Origin of the sequence: Mesorhizobium sp., from assembly GCF_004962925.1 — a bacterium.
Lineage (GTDB): Bacteria > Pseudomonadota > Alphaproteobacteria > Rhizobiales > Rhizobiaceae > Mesorhizobium.
The window spans coordinates 1-15,407 of the sequence record NZ_SUEO01000153.1; the positions used below are offsets into that span (position 1 = coordinate 1).

Consider the following 15,407-nt stretch of genomic DNA (forward strand, 5'->3'; position numbering starts at 1 on the left):
CTGGATGCCAAGTTCCACACCCTGGCTTCGTGCGCTGATGCGCGACACCCAGTAGGCGAGCAGTGGGCTGATGACCCCGGCCGAAGCAGCGACGACGGAAACAGCGAACAGCATTTCCGTGAGCCCAGCAATCGTCGGAATAAGCGCCAGGCCGATCGCCATCACCAGGTAGGCAGGGGTCACAAGCAGCCTCGCCGCTGCGGGTTTCACGAGGGGCGAAAAGACAATGCCTGGACCGCAAACATGACAACGCTGCATGTCGCGAACATGAGGCCGAGCGCGGCCGGACCCATGGCGAGTTCAACGTTTCGAAGGGTGAGCCCGACCTCGAATGCACTAAGCCCTGCCGCGGCCACGGCGGCAAGAGCGAGCAGCCGTAGCTCTCCGGGTACGAACATTGACGAGCTGCGCTTGCTCGCCTCAGCATGGGGCGCCGGCAACAGTTTTCCAGGCAACACAAACCACACGCCAAGAGCTGCCGCTACGGCGAGGCCGGACGCAAGAAGGAAGGGAACGGTCTGCGGTGGGACAGCCGCGACGCCCAAGTCAAGCTTCAGTTCCGCAGCGAGTCCGCCGAGCGTCGGCCCGACCAGGAAGCCTGCGATCGATGCCATGCTCATCCAGCCGAACGCCCTTGTGCGGCGATCGTCCCCGCCTTCAGCGTCGGCCCCGCCTTCAGCGTCGGCAATGAACGCAAGAGCCGTTGGCCCCACGGCAGCCGCGAAGCCGCCATTCAATATCCGACCGACATAAAGAACGAGCAGACTTGGGGCCAGCGCCGAAGCGGCCAGGGTGATGGCAAAGCCGATCAGACCGACGACAAGGATGGGTCTGCGCCCGATCAAATCCGACCACTTCCCCCAGAGGAAAGCGGCGGCCACCGGCGCGGCGACATAGGCAGCAGTCAAGAACCCAATCTGCCGCGCATTGAATGTCGGATCTGTGGCACCGGCAAGCCGCTCGACCATCATCGGCAGGACCGGCAAGACGATTCCGTAGCCGAGAGCAACGACAAAGGCCGAGATGAGAAGTGCGGCCAAGCTCTTTCGCGACGTGCGTTGCTGGGCTTACGTCGACCCGCTCATGCCTGCGCGCTGCTCGGGTGCTGATGAGCGGTGCCTTCGGTCGTCGATATAGCGGCAGGTCTAATCCCTTCGAGCCGGGTTCGCTTGAGCAAAAGCGCGTTGATGGCCACGAGAGCCGAGCTGCCCGACATTGCCAGAGCCGCAAGCTCGGGGCTGAGCAGGAACGGGTAGAACACGCCTGCCGCGATCGGGAAGGCGATGAGATTGTATCCGACCGCCCACCACAGATTCTGGTGCATCTTGCGCAGCGTGGCGCGCGAGAGCGTCATCGCACCGACCACGTCGTAGGGATCGCTCTTCATCAGCACGATGTCGGCGCTCTCTATCGCGACATCGGTGCCCGCTCCGATGGCGAAGCCGACATCGGCCTGAGTCAGGGCCGGCGCGTCGTTGATGCCGTCGCCGACCATGCCGACCTTCAGCCCCTGTCCCTGCAGCTCCTTGATCTGTTCCGCCTTCTGCCCCGGCAAGACATCGGCCAGGACGATGTCGATGCCGAGCATGTCCGCGATGCGCCTAGCGGTGCCGGCATTGTCGCCCGTCAGCATGGCCACGCGCACGCCCTGCTCGTGCAGTTTGGCAATCGTTGGGATGGCTGTCGGACGCGGCGTGTCGGCAATCGCAATGAGCCCGAGCAGCTTGCCGGACTGCGCCACGTGAATGACGGTGCGACCTTCGCCCTTGAGCGTCTCGGCCTTCTCGCCGAGCGCCAGAAGATCGATCTTCTGTTCGTCCATGAGGCGCCGATTGCCGAGGAATACCGGACTTCCGCCGACGACGGCGCTGGCGCCCTTGCCTTCGATGTTAAGGAAACCCGAAACCTTGGGAAGCTTCAGGTCCTTGGCCCGCTCGACGATGGCGACGGCCAACGGGTGATCCGAGCCCTGGTCCACGGCGGCCGCGACCTGCAGAACCTCGTCGCGTGAAACGCCGGCCGCGGGAACGATCTCGACGACCTTGGGCTGGCCCATGGTCAGCGTGCCGGTCTTATCGAAGACGATCACGTCGAGCTTGGTCGCGTCCTCGAGAGCGGCGGCATTCTTGAACAGGATTCCGTTGGAAGCGCCAAGGCCGGTACCGACCACGACGGCCATCGGCGTGGCGAGGCCAAGCGCATCGGGACAAGCGATGACGAAGACGGTGATGGTCAGGGTCATCGCGAACAGCAGTGGTTGGCTGAGCCACCAGAACCAGACGGCGAAGGTCGCAAGCCCGATGACGATCGCAGCGAGCACCAGCCATTGCGAGGCACGATCGGCGAGCAGCTGCGCCGGCGCCTTCGAATTCTGGGCTTCCTGGACCAGCTTGACGATCTGCGCCAAGGCCGTGTCGGCGCCCACCTTGGTCGAGCGGTAGCGCAGAGTGCCACTCTTGTTGATAGTTGCCCCGATGACCTTGTCGCCGACCTTCTTGGTAACCGGCATCGACTCGCCGGTCAGCATCGATTCATCGATGGTCGAACCGCCCTCGATCACCTCGCCATCGACGGGAAGCTTGTTGCCGGGGCGCAGGACCACGATGTCGCCGAGCACGACGTCCGCGGTCGCAATCTCGGCCTCCGTGCCATCGCGCAAGACGGTGGCCTTGGGCGGGGCGAGGTCGAGCAGGGCCCTGATCGCGGCCGAGGCCCCGGCGCGGGCGCGCATCTCCAGCCAATGGCCGAGCAGGATGAACACGAGCAGCACGCTGGCGGCCTCATAGAATTGCTGGCCCTCGAAGAAGAAGGTCGCGCCGACGCTGAACAGGTAGCCGGTGCCGACGCTCAGCACCACCAGCACGGCCATGTTGAGGACGCCGTTGCGCAGGGCCCGCCAGGCGGCGACCAGAAACGGCCAGACCGGATAGAGGATCGCGGCGCTGGCGAGGAAAAACATCGCGACGTCTTCGCTCAGTCCGAAAGGCGGGCGCAACCAGGGCTCGCCCAGACCCATCGGCTCCATGGCAAAGATCGGCAGCGTGAAAACCACGCTGACAAGGAAACGGTTGCGCATGTCCTTGACCATGCCTTGCATGTCCATGCCGGCGCCGTGTCCCATCTCATGGGCCATGGCGTCGTGCGGCACCTTGGCCGCAACCGTTCCCTGGTCCGCGGGACCCGATTGGATCACGGCGGCGTACGCCCGATGATCATGTCCGGCGTGCCCGGAGGTCGCGTGCGGATGCCCCGGAATCGTCGTGCCGTCGGGAATGCATAGATGCCGCGGCACGACCTCGCCGTGGCAATGGAAGCCGCAGGCCTCGATTTCCCGGGCAAGGGCCTGCGGGCTCGTCCGCTGTTCGTCGAACTCGATGGTGGCGGTGGTCGACCCCGCATTCATCGCGACACCGGCAACGCCCGGCAGTGCCTCGAGACGTTTTTCGATCGCCGCGAAGTCCATCATGCCGACTAGGTCGCGCACTTCCAGATTGATCTTTTTCATCGTCGCTCTCCATGCCGCATATCGTGGTGGCGATCGCGCGCCAGCGGTGTCTCAGCTTCGGTAAGCGAAGGCCGACATCATGCCGCCTGACTGGTTGGTGAAGGCTGCTGCGACCAAGTTCGACGGATCGCAAGAGCTGCGGCGCCTGCCACTGCGCCCTTCAGGATATCTCGGCGTTTCATGATGGTTTCCTTCGGTTTCGGTCAGAACACAAGATCAGGCTAAAACGGTCCTGCCTTTAGGGCGCACGGCGCTCGCCGGCGGAACCGAACAGCCTAGCCACATGCGGAAAAAAGGCGGGCACGCGGGCCGCATAGCGGTCGTAGGCATCGCCGAATTCCTTTCTCGCTTCACGCTCTTCGATGAAGGAAAGCCGCACATACATGCCAACCAGAACGGGGAACATCAGCACCGTCAGTAGCGTCGGCCACTGCACGAGGAAGCCCGCCATGACGAGAACGAAGCCGACATACTGCGGATGCCGGACGGAGGCATATGGGCCGCCGGTTGCGAGGCGATTGTGGCGCTGCGCTTCGTAAAGCACCCGCCACGCACTCGCGATCAGCACGAAGCCGCCGCCGATCAGGAAGAAGCTGAGAATGTGGAAGGGGCCGAAATGCGGATTGAGCCGCCAGCCGAACATCATCTCCAGGAGGTGACCGGCATCATGCGAGAGCCAGTCAACGCCGGGGAACCGTGACTGCAGCCAGCCTGAGAACATGTAGATCGTCAGGGGGAACCCGTACATCTCGGCAAACAACGCCACCAGGAAGGCGCTGAATGCGCCGAAGGAGCGCCAGTCACGGCCGGTTCGCGGCTTGAAGAAGCTGAAGGCGAACAGGATGAAGATCGCCGAGTTGATTATAGCCAGGCCCCAGAGGCCGTAGGCGGAAGATTGCTCGACCATGGTCATGCTCCTTTGTGGTGTGTGGGGCCGTCTTGCGCGCCCGGGTCGGTTTTCCTGTGCCCGGCCTGTCCCCGGTGCCCGACTTGCTTCTTGTGCCCAGCATGACTGCCGTGACCGCCATGGCCGCCATGCATGAACATGTGAAGTAGAGGGCAGGCGAGCAGCAGCAGAAAGGGAAGGGCACCGAACGTATGCGCCCGGTGCTCGGAGAGAAGAAAAAACGCGGCGATCAGCAGGAAGGCGATCGCGGCCAAACCGGTCTTCGAAGTCCAGAATCCGCCCGTTCCTGCCTCGGTCTCCTGTTCTGGTTCGGAGCCGGTCGGGGGATTGGACATGCGGTGTGCGGCGGGGTTCATGGGTTGGATTCCCTTTGATTGTTAGCGGTTGCTATTGCCAGCCACGGCGGTCGAGGCGCGGCTTTCGAAGGCGTAAAGCGCCAGGCTGAGGGCCCAGATCAGCGCGCAGGCAAACAGTGCCCACTTGAAATCGGAGCCGATCATGAAGTTGACCATCGACATCAAGCCGATGGACGATGCGCCTCCAACCACAGCGCCGGCCACCGCGACCGGGTGGCGCGCGCGGAACGCCGTGAGCGCCAGCGCAATCAGGAGAACGCCGGTGGCGAGGGCGTAGCCGCCGAGCACCCGGAAAACCTGCGTGAGCCACATCGCAAGACGCGGACCGAAGGCTTCCAGCTCGGCGGCCGAGAGGTTCATATAGCGGATATCCTCGGGCAACAGTGGCGGCCTGAGGACTATGAAATACAGGCCGATCCCCGCTATGATCGTTCCGGCCAGGGCAAGCGTTGCGGACGACATCGTCCATGGATTGGCTGCAGCTTTCATGAGACCCGCCCTACCGGCGCCCGGTGGCGAGGATGTTGTAGATCGAGGCGTAGACGACACCCGCCACGAGGCCGACGACGCCAAGGCCGACGACGCCGTAGAGAACGCGGCCAGGGCTCATCTGCGCTGCCAATGTGATCGCGCTGAAGTCGAGCCCGTGCATGAAGGCGCCGAAGAAGTCGAGCGTCGCGTTCGGCCAGATGGCGAAGGCCAGAGCACAAAGCATGCTCATCAGTGCAAGCGTCACGCCCAGCGCGATGCCGACGGACAGAATGCTGAGTTTGTTCATGGGTTCCTCCCGTCACTTCGCGTGTTGCTTGAGCCATTCTTGCATTGAAGCGATCTCGGCCTGCTGAGCCGTGATGATCTGATTGGCCCAGTCCCTGACCTGATCATTCTTGCCGAATTGCAAAACCGCACGGGCCATGTCGATCGCCCCTTGATGGTGCGGAATCATCGACTGGACGAAGGCGACATCGGGATCTTCGGCCTGGATGGCCTGCATCATCGGCCCGTCCATTCGCTTCATGGCATCCATGTAAGTCCTGGAGGCCTCCGGCATGTTGGCAGTGTCCATCGGCATGTTGTTCATCATGCCGCCCTGCATCATACCGCCCTGGCCGCCCTGCATCATCATCTGCATCATCGGCATCATCTGCTGCATCATGGGCATCATCTTCTGCATCGTTGACGTCATCGTCGTGCACTGCTCGGGCAGCGCGCCCGGCACCGCCTCGGCCGGGGCCGCTGTCGTGGCTTGCGGTGCGTCGCCCTCGGGATGGTGCGGATCCGTCTGGGCAAATGCCGCGCCCGAAAGAGCTGTGAATGCGGCAAGCGTGATCATTCCAAGGTGGGTCTTCATGGCTGTTTCCTTGTCGTTGGTGTGAAGCCGAGGCGAACTCTGAGAATGAGTGCGCAAGGCACAGCCGGATCGCCGATACCGGTTTGATTAGGCGGATCGTTCGCGTGTTATCGGCCTTGGCGGGCGCTGCTGGGTTCAACAGTCCCAATTGCCGCGACGGCGCGATATCAGGCGAAGGTCTGGGGAGGTTGCAGGAGGGCCTCGGGGTCGATGCCTGTTGCCAGAAGCGCCTTGCCCGCCATGAAGCGGGCGGTGCCGGACGGGCAATTGACGACCCCACATTCGCCGGTGGCGGAAATGCTTGCAGCACAACAGCCCGATACGGCCGAGTACGCGCAGTCGGCGCCGTGCTCGCAACAGCCGTCGTTGTGATCAGTTGCCGTGACATCGCCTGTCACCGGGCTTGAGCCGCCAATGGGGGGAACTGCAAACTCGGCAATGGCGTCGATACCAGCGCCCATACCGGGACCTTGGCCGGCAAGACCAGCGCCCATGACTACGCTGCCCGCGATCAGAACGAGCATGGAAAGCAAGGCGCGAAGCTGGGTCAGTCCAATTTCCATCTTCGCAGTGTGGCATAGCTGCGCATCGCCGCTTTGACGCAAATCAAAGCCGCGGCTCCGGGGGAGCGCTTGCCGGCAATGCCACGTTCCACCGAGACTACCGTCAGGATAGAAGCCGCGGCCGAGACCGTGTTCGCCTATCTCGATGATCACAGGCATCTCGGGACTCATATGAGCGCCTCGTCGTGGATGATGCTCGGCTCGAAAATGGACTACGACTTCGATGCATATGAAGCTCGTTTGGTCGGCTCGTAATTTGGATTCCATGGCAGGATACTTGGAATTGCACTGTCTGCGGAACAGGTGGTTACGATCCGGATGCCGCCCAGATTGAAGGTCTGGGAAATCATCGGTGTCCCAAATCTCTGAGTGATCGGCCGTTACCGAATGGGTTTCGAGATCGTCCCCGAATCGAGCAGCTGCCGACTTCGGGTGTTCATCGACTACGACCTGCCACAAATGGCGCCGGCCCGTTGGCTCGGCCTGATTTTTGCCGATGTCTACGCACGTTGGTGTACTGACCGGATGGCGAAAGACGCAGCAGCTTATTTCGGGAAGACAGGGGCGCAGACGGTCGCGTCGACCAGCTGATCGAGGCGGGCCTTGGCCGGCTCATTGGCCAGAGCCGCAGCCCGGCGCTGAGGATCAGTCATATCCGAGCGCCGGTTCAAACCATGTGCCGCGTTCACCTTTGGCAATTTCGACGGCGTCATCAAGCCTGCCGATAGCGGCAGGCTTGCCGGTTCCCTCAGTGAATTCGATTGCGGCGCTGACCTTTGGCCCCATGGAGCCAGCGGGAAAATCCCGGCCTGATATCTCTGTCGGGTTAACCCTCCAGAGCGCACGGGCGGTAGCGGTGCCATAATCGACATAGACTGCGTCGACGTCTGTCAACATGAGCAGCATGTCGGCTTTCAATTGGCGCGCCAGAAGCGAACTTGCCAGGTCCTTGTCGATGACAGCCTCCACTCCGCAAAGACTGCCGTCATCTCGCGCTATTACCGGGACCCCGCCGCCGCCCGTGCAGATTACGATAACGCCGCGCTCGACAAGGAACGAGATCACTGATGCTTCGAGAATCTCCAGCGGTCTGGGCGAGGGCACGACACGGCGCCATTTGTCGCCATCGGGCGCGAGCTGCCAGCCGCGTTCCGCGGCAAGCCTGGTCGCGGTTGCCTCATCGTAGACCGGGCCAATCGGCTTCGTCGGGCGAGCGAAAGCCGAATCGTGCGGGTCCACCTTTACTTGCGTCAGAAGCGTTGCGAACAGCCTCTCTTTTAGGAGGTTGCCGAGTTCCTGCTCGATCACGTAACCGATCATACCGGCGCTCTCGGCGCCGAGCACGTCCAGCGGAAACGCTCCGTCGCCCGGGTGGGCGGCAGCCTGCAGCGCGAGCAGGCCAACCTGCGGGCCGTTGCCGTGCGTGATCACGATCGAGTGCCCTTCGCCGACGAGGGCCGCCAGCACGGATGCGGCCCGCTTGATGTTGCTGCGCTGGTTCCCGGCCGTCATCGGTTCCCCACGGCGCAGCAGTGCGTTTCCGCCGAGCGCAACGATGATAAGCATCTCAGTTGCCGATCGTAGCGACGAGCAGGGCCTTGATCGTATGCAAGCGGTTTTCCGCCTGGTCGAAGACGATCGAGGCGTCCGATTCGAATACCTCGTCAGTGACCTCCATGCAGTCGATGCCGTATTCCCGTGCGATGAAGGCGCCGATCTCGGTGTCGGTGTCATGGAACGCCGGCAGGCAATGCATGAATTTGACGTGAGGATTACCGGCGGCAGACATCACGTCGCTGGTGACCCGGTAAGGCGTCAAAAGACGAATGCGTTCGGCCCAGCCGGACTTGTCCTCGCCCATCGACATCCAGACGTCGGTGTAGACGAAGTCGGCGCCCTGGACGCAGCCCTTTACGTCTTCGTCCAGCCTGAAGCGGCCGCCGCTATGGTCGGCGAGTTCCCTGACATGGGTGCAGAATCCCTCATCCGGCCAAAGCTCCTTGGGCGAGGCGATGCGCATGTCAATGCCGACCTTGGCTGCTCCGAGCGCCAGCGACAGCGCGACATTGTCGCGACCCTCGCCGACAAAGGTCACCGTCACGTCCGAAAGATGCTTGTGCGTGAACTCGCGCATGGTCATCAAATCGGCGAGGATCTGCGTCGGATGCGCCTCGTCGGTGAGCCCGTTGTAAACTGGCACGCCAGCATGCACGGCAAGCAGTTCGGCCTGGTGCTGGGCAAAGCCGCGATACTCTATCGCGTCGTACATCCGGCCGAGCACACGAGCGGTGTCCTTCATCGATTCCTTATGGCCGATATGGCTGCCGCTGGGGCCGAAATAGGTGACATGGGCACATTGGTCATAGGCCGCGACTTCGAACCCCGTGCGTGTGCGCGTCGAATCCTTTTCAAAGATCAGCGCGATGTTTTTCCGGGTGAGCCGCGGTATCTCGTGCCCGGCAAGCTTGGCGGCCTTGAGATCGGCCGCCAGCTTCAGAAGAAAACGGATCTCGTCAGCCGTGAGATCGTCCAGGGTCAGAACGGAGCGGCCGTGAAGATTGATCGACATGGAGAGTTTCCTTTCGGGTCAAAACGGGTCGCGGGCAATGGGACAGGTCATGCAGTGCCCGCCGCCGCGACCGCGGCTGAGTTCGGCGCCCTCGACAGTGATGACTTCAATCCCGGCGCGGCGCAGAAGCGTATTGGTGTAGACGTTGCGGTCGTAGCCGATGACCACGCCGGGCTCGAGCGCAACGACGTTGTTGCCATCATCCCATTGCTCGCGCTCGGCCTCATAACGGTCGCCACCGGTGGCGATTATCCGCAGCGATTTCAATCCGAGCGCTTGGGCAACGACCTCTGTGAACGGTTTTGTCTCATCCGTGACCTCGACCGTCGCCGCTCCGTCGCCCGGCCGCAGCGAGAAGGCGTGCAGCCGCTCGACCACTGGCGGGTACATGGTGACCACGTCGCGGTCGCAGAAAGTGAACACCGTGTCGAGATGCATGAAGCTGCGGTCCCGCGGCATCAGCGCGGCGATCACGCGCGTCGCTTCGCCAGCAGCGAACAGGCTGCGTGCGAGGGCGCCCACGGCTTGTGGCGTGGTCCGCTCTCCCATGCCGACGAGAACCGTCCCATCGCCGATGGGCATGACGTCTCCGCCTTCCAGGCTGATGCCGGTTCCCGGGTCAGGTGAAACGAAGGGGATGCCGCTGTCGCGAAAGTGGGGGTGGAAGCGGTAGACGGCTTCGACATTGGCCGCTTCTGGCCGCCTCGCGGGCCAGTACATGGCATTGACCGAGACCGAGCCATAAATCCAGCAGGAACTGTCGCGGGTGAAAAGCTGGTTGGGCAGCGGTGGAAGCACGAAGTCCTGGGGCGCGAGCGTCCTTCCGGTCAATCCGCTTGGTTCGAAAGGCAGCTCTGCGCGAGCGATGCCGCCGACGAGGTAGGACGCCAGCTGCGGTGAGGGCATCTCGTTGAGCCACCCCCGCATCTCGTCAACCATATCGAGCCCGACGACGCCGGGATGGATCCGGCGATCAAGAAGCCAGTCGCGAGCCTTGGTCAGACTCATGGTATCGGCCAGGAGTTCCCCGAACAAATGCACCGCAACGCCGCGTTCGCGCAGCGCGTCGACGAAGACATCATGCTCCTGCCGTGCCTTTTTGACCCACAGGACATCGTCAAAAAGCAAAGCCTTGCAGTTGTCCGGCGTCAGCCTTTGCAGGCTGAGATCGGGGCGGTGCACCAGCACCTCGCGCAGCCGGCCAACTTCAGAAAAGGCGCCAAGCTTGGTCGTGGTGATAGGAGCGTTCATAGCGGGCTGATGCTCCCGTTCCAGATGAGGTAGGCGGCAGCGATACCGGCGAAGGCGAGCGCTGTGGCGAGTGCTGCTTCGGCAGGATGGAAGATGCGCTGGTTGGTTTCGCGGCGGGCCCAGATGTAGAAGAGGATGCCGGGCGCATACAGGATCGCGCACATGAACAGGTAGGCGGGCCCCGCCGCGTAGACGAGCCACAGTCCGTAGATCGTCGCCAGCAGCCCGGCGAAAAGGGGCCCGGCACGTTGCTCGCCGCTCTCATAACTCTCTCCGGTCAGCGCGAGCTTGGCCGCGTAGGCTCCCGAAAACATGTAAGGCACCAGGATTGCGGCCGACGCGATATAGAACAGCGCCTGGTAGGTGCTTTGCGCGAAGAGCGTGATCACCAGGAATGCCTGGACGAGCAGGTTGGTTATCAAGAGCGAGGTCGACGGCACGCCGCGCTCGCTCTCCTGGCCAAAGAATTTCGGCATCGTCCCGTCCTTGGCGGCGACATACGGAATTTCCGCGGCAAGCAGCGTCCAGCTCAGGAAGGCGCCGACCACCGACACAACAAGGGCGATGTTGATGAGGATGGCGCCCCAGGGTCCGACAACCGCCTCCAGGACACCGGCCATGGAGGGGTTCTTCAGCGCGGCGAGCTCAGGCTGGCTCAAGATGCCGAGCGACAGCAGCGAGACCAGCGCGTAGAGCGCGAGGCAAGTGAAGAAGCCTAGGACGGTCGCCATGGCGATGTCCTCGCGGCGCTCGGCACGGCCGGAGAATACGCTGGCGCCCTCGATGCCTATAAACACCCAAAGGGTCACCATCATCGTGCTCTTCACCTGTGCGGTGATCGAGCCGAGGTCGGCGTTGCCAAGCCCGCTGAAGTCGAGAGACCAGACATCGAGTTTGAAGGCAACCGCGACGACGCCGACGAACAGAACGATCGGAGCGGTCTTTGCCACCGTGACAATCAGGTTCACGACTGTTGCCTGACGGATGCCTGCGAGAACCAGGGCGTGGATCAGCCACAGCAGGATCGATGCACCGAGCACGGCCTGCCAGGTGTTTCCGTCGCCGAAGGCCGGAAAGAAATAGGACAGGGCGCTGAACACGATCACCGCGTAGGAAACGTTGCCGACCCATGCGCTGATCCAGTAGCCCCAGGCGCTGTTGAAGCCGATGAAGGGACCGAAGCCGGCCTTGGCGTAGGCGTAGGGACCCGCGTCGAGTGCGGGCTTGCGGGTTGCAAGCGACTGATAGACGAAGACGAGCGCCAGCATGCCGACCGCGGTGATGACCCATCCAATCAGAATGGCAAGAGGACCGGCGCCGGCCGCCATATTCTGCGGCAGGCTGAACACGCCGGAGCCGACCATCGAGCCGATCACCAGTGCCGTGAGGGAACCCAATCGAAGTTTCGTTGCTGCTGTGCTCGTCACTTTTCGAATAGGGATATCTATTCCGGCCGTCGTCATGATGCTCTCCCGGGTTTGAAGATCTCGATGGGAGGCAATGAACAGGAAAAGGCGGCGGGCAACTTTGACGCGCGTCAAACAGTTGCGCACTCGGATCGGGTTCTTTTCGTTGGGATGCGGTGGCCTTTGACGTGATTCAAGGAACACGGGCGGTGGCCGGATGCTCGCGCGCCGAGCCTGCACATTTGCCCGAGCCATTTCGCCCGCGTCGCGGTCTCGCGCACCAGACGGATGCCGACACAAATGGGGGATGCTTCGACGCATGCCGGCAATACCGTGGCTGAGGACCAAAGCCGATAAAAACGGAGGGCATGCCCATAGTTACCACGACCCGAGCAGACCTGCCGCGAAGCAGTCTCTTGGTCAAGCCGCGATGCTTGTCCGGTTGGCGAAGCCGTTCCCGGCCGCATGACCTGCTCCAGATCCGTCGGCGGTATCCTTGAGGCTGTCAGGAAACGCGCCGTGTTTGAACTTTTGCATCGCCCACCGAATCGGCAATCGAGCGTCTAGGTCGACCCGCAGAAGGGGTGAAACGTCGCCTGCGGTAAGCAGTGTAACGCCCGTAAGTGGGAGATTTTGATATAAATCAATGAAATAACATGCGAGATCGCTAAAGTAGCTAGGCAATGACTAGTCAATGAAAGGGGTCTGTCATGGAAATTACAACGCACGACCTCATGACGGTGCTGCATGGAATGGGGTTTGGAGCCCTGTTCATGCTGGCGTTCTCCGGCGCGCTGGTCGAACTCTATCGACTTTCTGCGCCTGGCGCGCCGTCGGCGATGAGCGCGGGAGGCCAAACACTGCTTGGTCTTTACCTCGTGGCGATGGTGATACTCGCGTGGCTCACTGTGTTCTCTGGCACCTACGTCATCTATCCTTGGTATCGAGCCGTTCCGCCGGAAGGCGTCACCGATCTCGCGGACTATCCGCGGCGATTGCTCCTGTCCAGTGGGAAGACATCCGAGTGGCATAACGTCGGCATGGAATGGAAAGAGCATGTAGGCTGGCTAGCACCGATCGCCATGACCATGGTGGCCTACGTTACCATGAAATACGGGCGAGCAATCATTCAACACCGGAACATGCGCATCTCGGTACTAGGCTTCGCCGTGGCTGCCTTTGTCGCCACGGGAATCGGCGGAGCGTTCGGTGCATTCCTGAACAAATACGCTCCGATTCGGGGTGGCGATGTGATCATTCTGATGCAGGAGGAAGGGCCATGACTATGTCGCAAAATGCGGTCGAGTTTGGAAAGACCGTTGAGACCATCCCGAATGGCCCCGGAGCTGCGGCCATTCTGGCAGCGGGCGTCGGTTGTGCTGCCATCGGCGTTCTAGCCTTTGCGTCCGAGCTGTCGCCCGGACTGCGGGGTCTATTGAATTTCTACAATCCTGTCGGTCCGCTCTCCGGCAAGACGACCGTAACGATCATCGTTTGGCTGGTTGCTTGGTACGGGCTGTCACGGATTTGGCGAAAGGAAACGGTGAACATGCGCGCCGTCAATATCGCAGCGCTCGTCTTGCTCGGGCTAGGATTCCTACTAACCTTCCCGCCGTTCTGGTACCTTTTCGTCTAAGCCAAGAGGTTCGGCGCCGAATCCATCACTGAGCTTACCCGTCACGCCGCGATCATCTTCGCTCCCGTTCGGTGATTTGGTCCCGATCGCGTTGCGTGCTGTGCGCAAGGGCGGCAAAGTGCCGTCCTGGTGCCGTGATCGACTCCAACCGGACTATCTGGCCCGCTCACCGAGCTTGCGGATTTGTCCGAGCCCTTTCGCCCTCGTCGCATCGCCGGCGCCCGCGACCATGCCGAACAAGGTTTCGCGCACCGGGCTGATGCCGGCAAAGCGCAGAATGCTCCGCCGCATGCCCGCAATGCCGTGGCTGAGGAACCAAAGCCGGTAAAAAATGGAGGGCATGCCCATCGTCACCACCATACGGGCGGAGCGGCCGCGAAGCAGCGTCTTGGGGAAGCCGCCACCCTCGTCCGGGTAGGCAAAGGCGGTTCCCGGCCGCATGACCTGTTCCAGAAAAGCTTTGAGCAAGGCCGGCATGGTTCCGAGCCAGAGCGGAAAGACAAAGACGATGTGCTCCGCCCAGACGATCGCTTCGGCGGCCTCGTTCAAGCTGTTGGGGACCACGCCGTGTTCAAACTCCTGCATCGTGCGCAGCATCGGAAAATCGAGCGCCGCCAGATCAACCCGACGAACGACATGCCCCGCCTGTTCCGCACCCTCGCCATAGGCCTTGGCCAGACCGCGGCAGAGCCGGTCCGGAGACGGATCGGGATGGCCGATCACAATCAGGATGCGTCGCGGCATCAGTTACTCCTAAGGCGCTTTGCTCAATGTGGTAAGGCCGTTCGACCCGTGCCACCTGATAGGTGTGTATGGCGCCGTTGCGTTCGATCGAAACATATTCGCCGGTTACGAAGCGTTCGTCGCCGAGATGGAAGCCGATCTCGTCGTCGCGATCGCCTTCGGCATAGTCGAAATACCACTGTCCGCCGGGCTTGCGCCGCAGCCGGCCGATCAGGTCTTCTTCACCGGTGCGAAAACGGCGAACGCGGCAGGAAGCCCTGTGCGATTTCCATTCTTCCGCATCGATCCGGCCCTCGCTCGTCAATGGAGCGAGCACGTCATAGCCCTCTTCGCGATGCCCGCCCGGGCGGTCCTTCTCGCGGGCAAGCAGCAGCCGGACATGCCGGAATTTCGGGTTAAGATCCTTCAGATTGGTCATGGCGAACTCCTTTGACGGAATTTCATAGCGCCGCGACCAGACTTGGCCTTGATCCGCATCAAAGGGGCTGGGATGTCTCGGTCCTGTCAGAAGGTCAGCAACATCGCGCCATAGCCGGCCACTGCTGCGATCAGGGTTGCGCCGGCCAACGGCAACCAAAACCTGACCGGGCCGATTCAAAACGATTGCGGTCATCACCGCCAGGATCATCGCCGAACGAAGCTCGATCCAGGTCAATCGCTCCAGAAGGCCGTGCAGGACCTCGCGACTGGCAAGGACCGCCGCAAGTGCTGCCCCTCCGGCAGCCGCGGCCCGGTAATCGCCAGCGACGGAAAGCGCACCGAGCGCGAACACGCAAAGGCCCGCTATCACTGCCGTAACGCTGAAATCCTCGTCATGGGCAGCCTCTCGCGCCTTGTACCAGGCGAAGATTGCCGCAAAGGCGACGACGCCACCGACCAGCACGGAAACTGCGTCGAGCGCAGCGGCCAGCGCTGCGAGGATACCGCCGAGCAGGCCGGATATGCCGAACGTTCGAATTCCGGCCGTCCGGCTGTAATCGGGTTTGTCCCGCTCGCGCCAGCCACGCTCCAGTCCGACGAGAAGGCCTATTGCCAGGGCCAGTCCGAGCCGTGCGATGAGCGAATCCATGGTGTGGCGGCTTTCAGGCCGCGGCCATCGGCAGGTGGTCGCGGACCCAC

17 protein-coding genes and 3 pseudogenes are annotated in these 15,407 nt (G+C 62.3%); 3 read left to right on the top strand and 17 right to left on the bottom strand.

All coding sequences use genetic code 11. The features are described from left to right. The 10 genes and pseudogenes from E5W87_RS24985 to E5W87_RS25025 all read right to left on the bottom strand — a co-directional run. Positions 1 to 183 (bottom strand): annotated as a pseudogene (locus E5W87_RS24985) (MFS transporter); the annotation flags it as partial. Positions 184 to 206: 23 nt separating this feature from the next. Continuing rightward, complete coding sequence (locus E5W87_RS24990; RefSeq protein ID WP_292403663.1) at positions 207 to 971, bottom strand: MFS transporter; 765 nt, start codon at positions 969 to 971, stop codon at positions 207 to 209. A gap of 110 nt (positions 972 to 1,081) precedes the next feature. Further along, complete coding sequence (locus E5W87_RS24995) at positions 1,082 to 3,505, bottom strand: cation-translocating P-type ATPase (RefSeq protein WP_292403667.1); 2,424 nt, start codon at positions 3,503 to 3,505, stop codon at positions 1,082 to 1,084. Positions 3,506 to 3,582: 77 nt separating this feature from the next. Continuing rightward, a complete protein-coding gene (locus E5W87_RS36160; protein WP_367118873.1) occupies positions 3,583 to 3,687 on the bottom strand; it encodes a twin-arginine translocation signal domain-containing protein in 105 nt (34 codons plus the stop codon). Between the two features lie 56 nt (positions 3,688 to 3,743). Continuing rightward, positions 3,744 to 4,412: an isoprenylcysteine carboxylmethyltransferase family protein gene (locus E5W87_RS25000; protein ID WP_292403670.1), complete on the bottom strand. Its 669-nt coding sequence runs from the start codon at positions 4,410 to 4,412 to the stop codon at positions 3,744 to 3,746. A 2-nt stretch (positions 4,413 to 4,414) separates the two neighbouring features. Further along, positions 4,415 to 4,747, bottom strand: a complete 333-nt coding sequence (locus tag E5W87_RS25005) for a DUF2933 domain-containing protein (RefSeq protein WP_292403709.1) — start codon at positions 4,745 to 4,747, stop codon at positions 4,415 to 4,417. A gap of 42 nt (positions 4,748 to 4,789) precedes the next feature. Beyond that, the gene (locus tag E5W87_RS25010; RefSeq protein WP_292403673.1) at positions 4,790 to 5,257 is read right to left on the bottom strand and encodes a hypothetical protein; all 468 of its coding nucleotides are present in this window, start codon (positions 5,255 to 5,257) and stop codon (positions 4,790 to 4,792) included. Between the two features lie 10 nt (positions 5,258 to 5,267). Continuing rightward, the gene (locus tag E5W87_RS25015) at positions 5,268 to 5,546 is read right to left on the bottom strand and encodes a DUF5676 family membrane protein (RefSeq protein WP_292403676.1); all 279 of its coding nucleotides are present in this window, start codon (positions 5,544 to 5,546) and stop codon (positions 5,268 to 5,270) included. A gap of 12 nt (positions 5,547 to 5,558) precedes the next feature. Next, the gene (locus E5W87_RS25020) at positions 5,559 to 6,101 is read right to left on the bottom strand and encodes a DUF305 domain-containing protein (RefSeq protein WP_292403680.1); all 543 of its coding nucleotides are present in this window, start codon (positions 6,099 to 6,101) and stop codon (positions 5,559 to 5,561) included. Positions 6,102 to 6,286: 185 nt separating this feature from the next. Then, a complete protein-coding gene (locus E5W87_RS25025; protein ID WP_292403683.1) occupies positions 6,287 to 6,841 on the bottom strand; it encodes a hypothetical protein in 555 nt (184 codons plus the stop codon). A 228-nt stretch (positions 6,842 to 7,069) separates the two neighbouring features. Between E5W87_RS25025 and E5W87_RS25030 the strand changes: the two genes are divergently transcribed. Beyond that, positions 7,070 to 7,273, top strand: a complete 204-nt coding sequence (locus E5W87_RS25030) for a hypothetical protein (protein WP_292403685.1) — start codon at positions 7,070 to 7,072, stop codon at positions 7,271 to 7,273. A 54-nt stretch (positions 7,274 to 7,327) separates the two neighbouring features. On the opposite strand, the gene arcC is transcribed toward E5W87_RS25030, so the two are convergent. Genes arcC through arcD form a run of 4 tightly spaced genes read right to left on the bottom strand, consistent with a single transcriptional unit; the run spans position 7,328 to position 11,965 of the window. Next, positions 7,328 to 8,248 carry a carbamate kinase gene (arcC, locus tag E5W87_RS25035; RefSeq protein ID WP_292403688.1) on the bottom strand — a complete coding sequence of 307 codons (921 nt, stop codon included), beginning with the start codon at positions 8,246 to 8,248 and terminating at the stop codon, positions 7,328 to 7,330. A 1-nt stretch (position 8,249) separates the two neighbouring features. Then, positions 8,250 to 9,251, bottom strand: a complete 1,002-nt coding sequence (gene argF / locus E5W87_RS25040) for an ornithine carbamoyltransferase (RefSeq protein WP_292403691.1) — start codon at positions 9,249 to 9,251, stop codon at positions 8,250 to 8,252. Positions 9,252 to 9,269: 18 nt separating this feature from the next. Continuing rightward, on the bottom strand, positions 9,270 to 10,502 hold the full coding sequence (locus tag E5W87_RS25045) for an arginine deiminase (protein ID WP_292403694.1): 1,233 nt from the start codon (positions 10,500 to 10,502) through the stop codon (positions 9,270 to 9,272). Beyond that, the gene (gene arcD / locus E5W87_RS25050) at positions 10,499 to 11,965 is read right to left on the bottom strand and encodes an arginine-ornithine antiporter (protein WP_292403697.1); all 1,467 of its coding nucleotides are present in this window, start codon (positions 11,963 to 11,965) and stop codon (positions 10,499 to 10,501) included. The genes E5W87_RS25045 and arcD overlap by 4 nt, the downstream gene beginning before the upstream one ends. Before the next feature lie 653 nt (positions 11,966 to 12,618). Here arcD and E5W87_RS25055 point away from each other — a divergent pair. Then, complete coding sequence (locus tag E5W87_RS25055; protein WP_292403700.1) at positions 12,619 to 13,191, top strand: hypothetical protein; 573 nt, start codon at positions 12,619 to 12,621, stop codon at positions 13,189 to 13,191. Continuing rightward, entirely contained in the window at positions 13,188 to 13,544 is a 357-nt protein-coding gene (locus E5W87_RS25060; protein ID WP_292403704.1) for a hypothetical protein, read from the top strand. The genes E5W87_RS25055 and E5W87_RS25060 overlap by 4 nt, the downstream gene beginning before the upstream one ends. A 153-nt stretch (positions 13,545 to 13,697) precedes the next feature. On the opposite strand, the gene E5W87_RS25065 is transcribed toward E5W87_RS25060, so the two are convergent. The 3 genes and pseudogenes from E5W87_RS25065 to E5W87_RS25075 all read right to left on the bottom strand — a co-directional run. Next, on the bottom strand, positions 13,698 to 14,288 hold the full coding sequence (locus E5W87_RS25065; RefSeq protein WP_292403706.1) for an NAD(P)H-dependent oxidoreductase: 591 nt from the start codon (positions 14,286 to 14,288) through the stop codon (positions 13,698 to 13,700). Between the two features lie 34 nt (positions 14,289 to 14,322). Continuing rightward, a pseudogene (locus tag E5W87_RS25070) lies at positions 14,323 to 14,706 on the bottom strand (hypothetical protein); the annotation flags it as partial. A gap of 177 nt (positions 14,707 to 14,883) precedes the next feature. Next, positions 14,884 to 15,357, bottom strand: a pseudogene (locus tag E5W87_RS25075) (MgtC/SapB family protein); the annotation flags it as partial. Positions 15,358 to 15,407 lie beyond the last annotated feature (50 nt).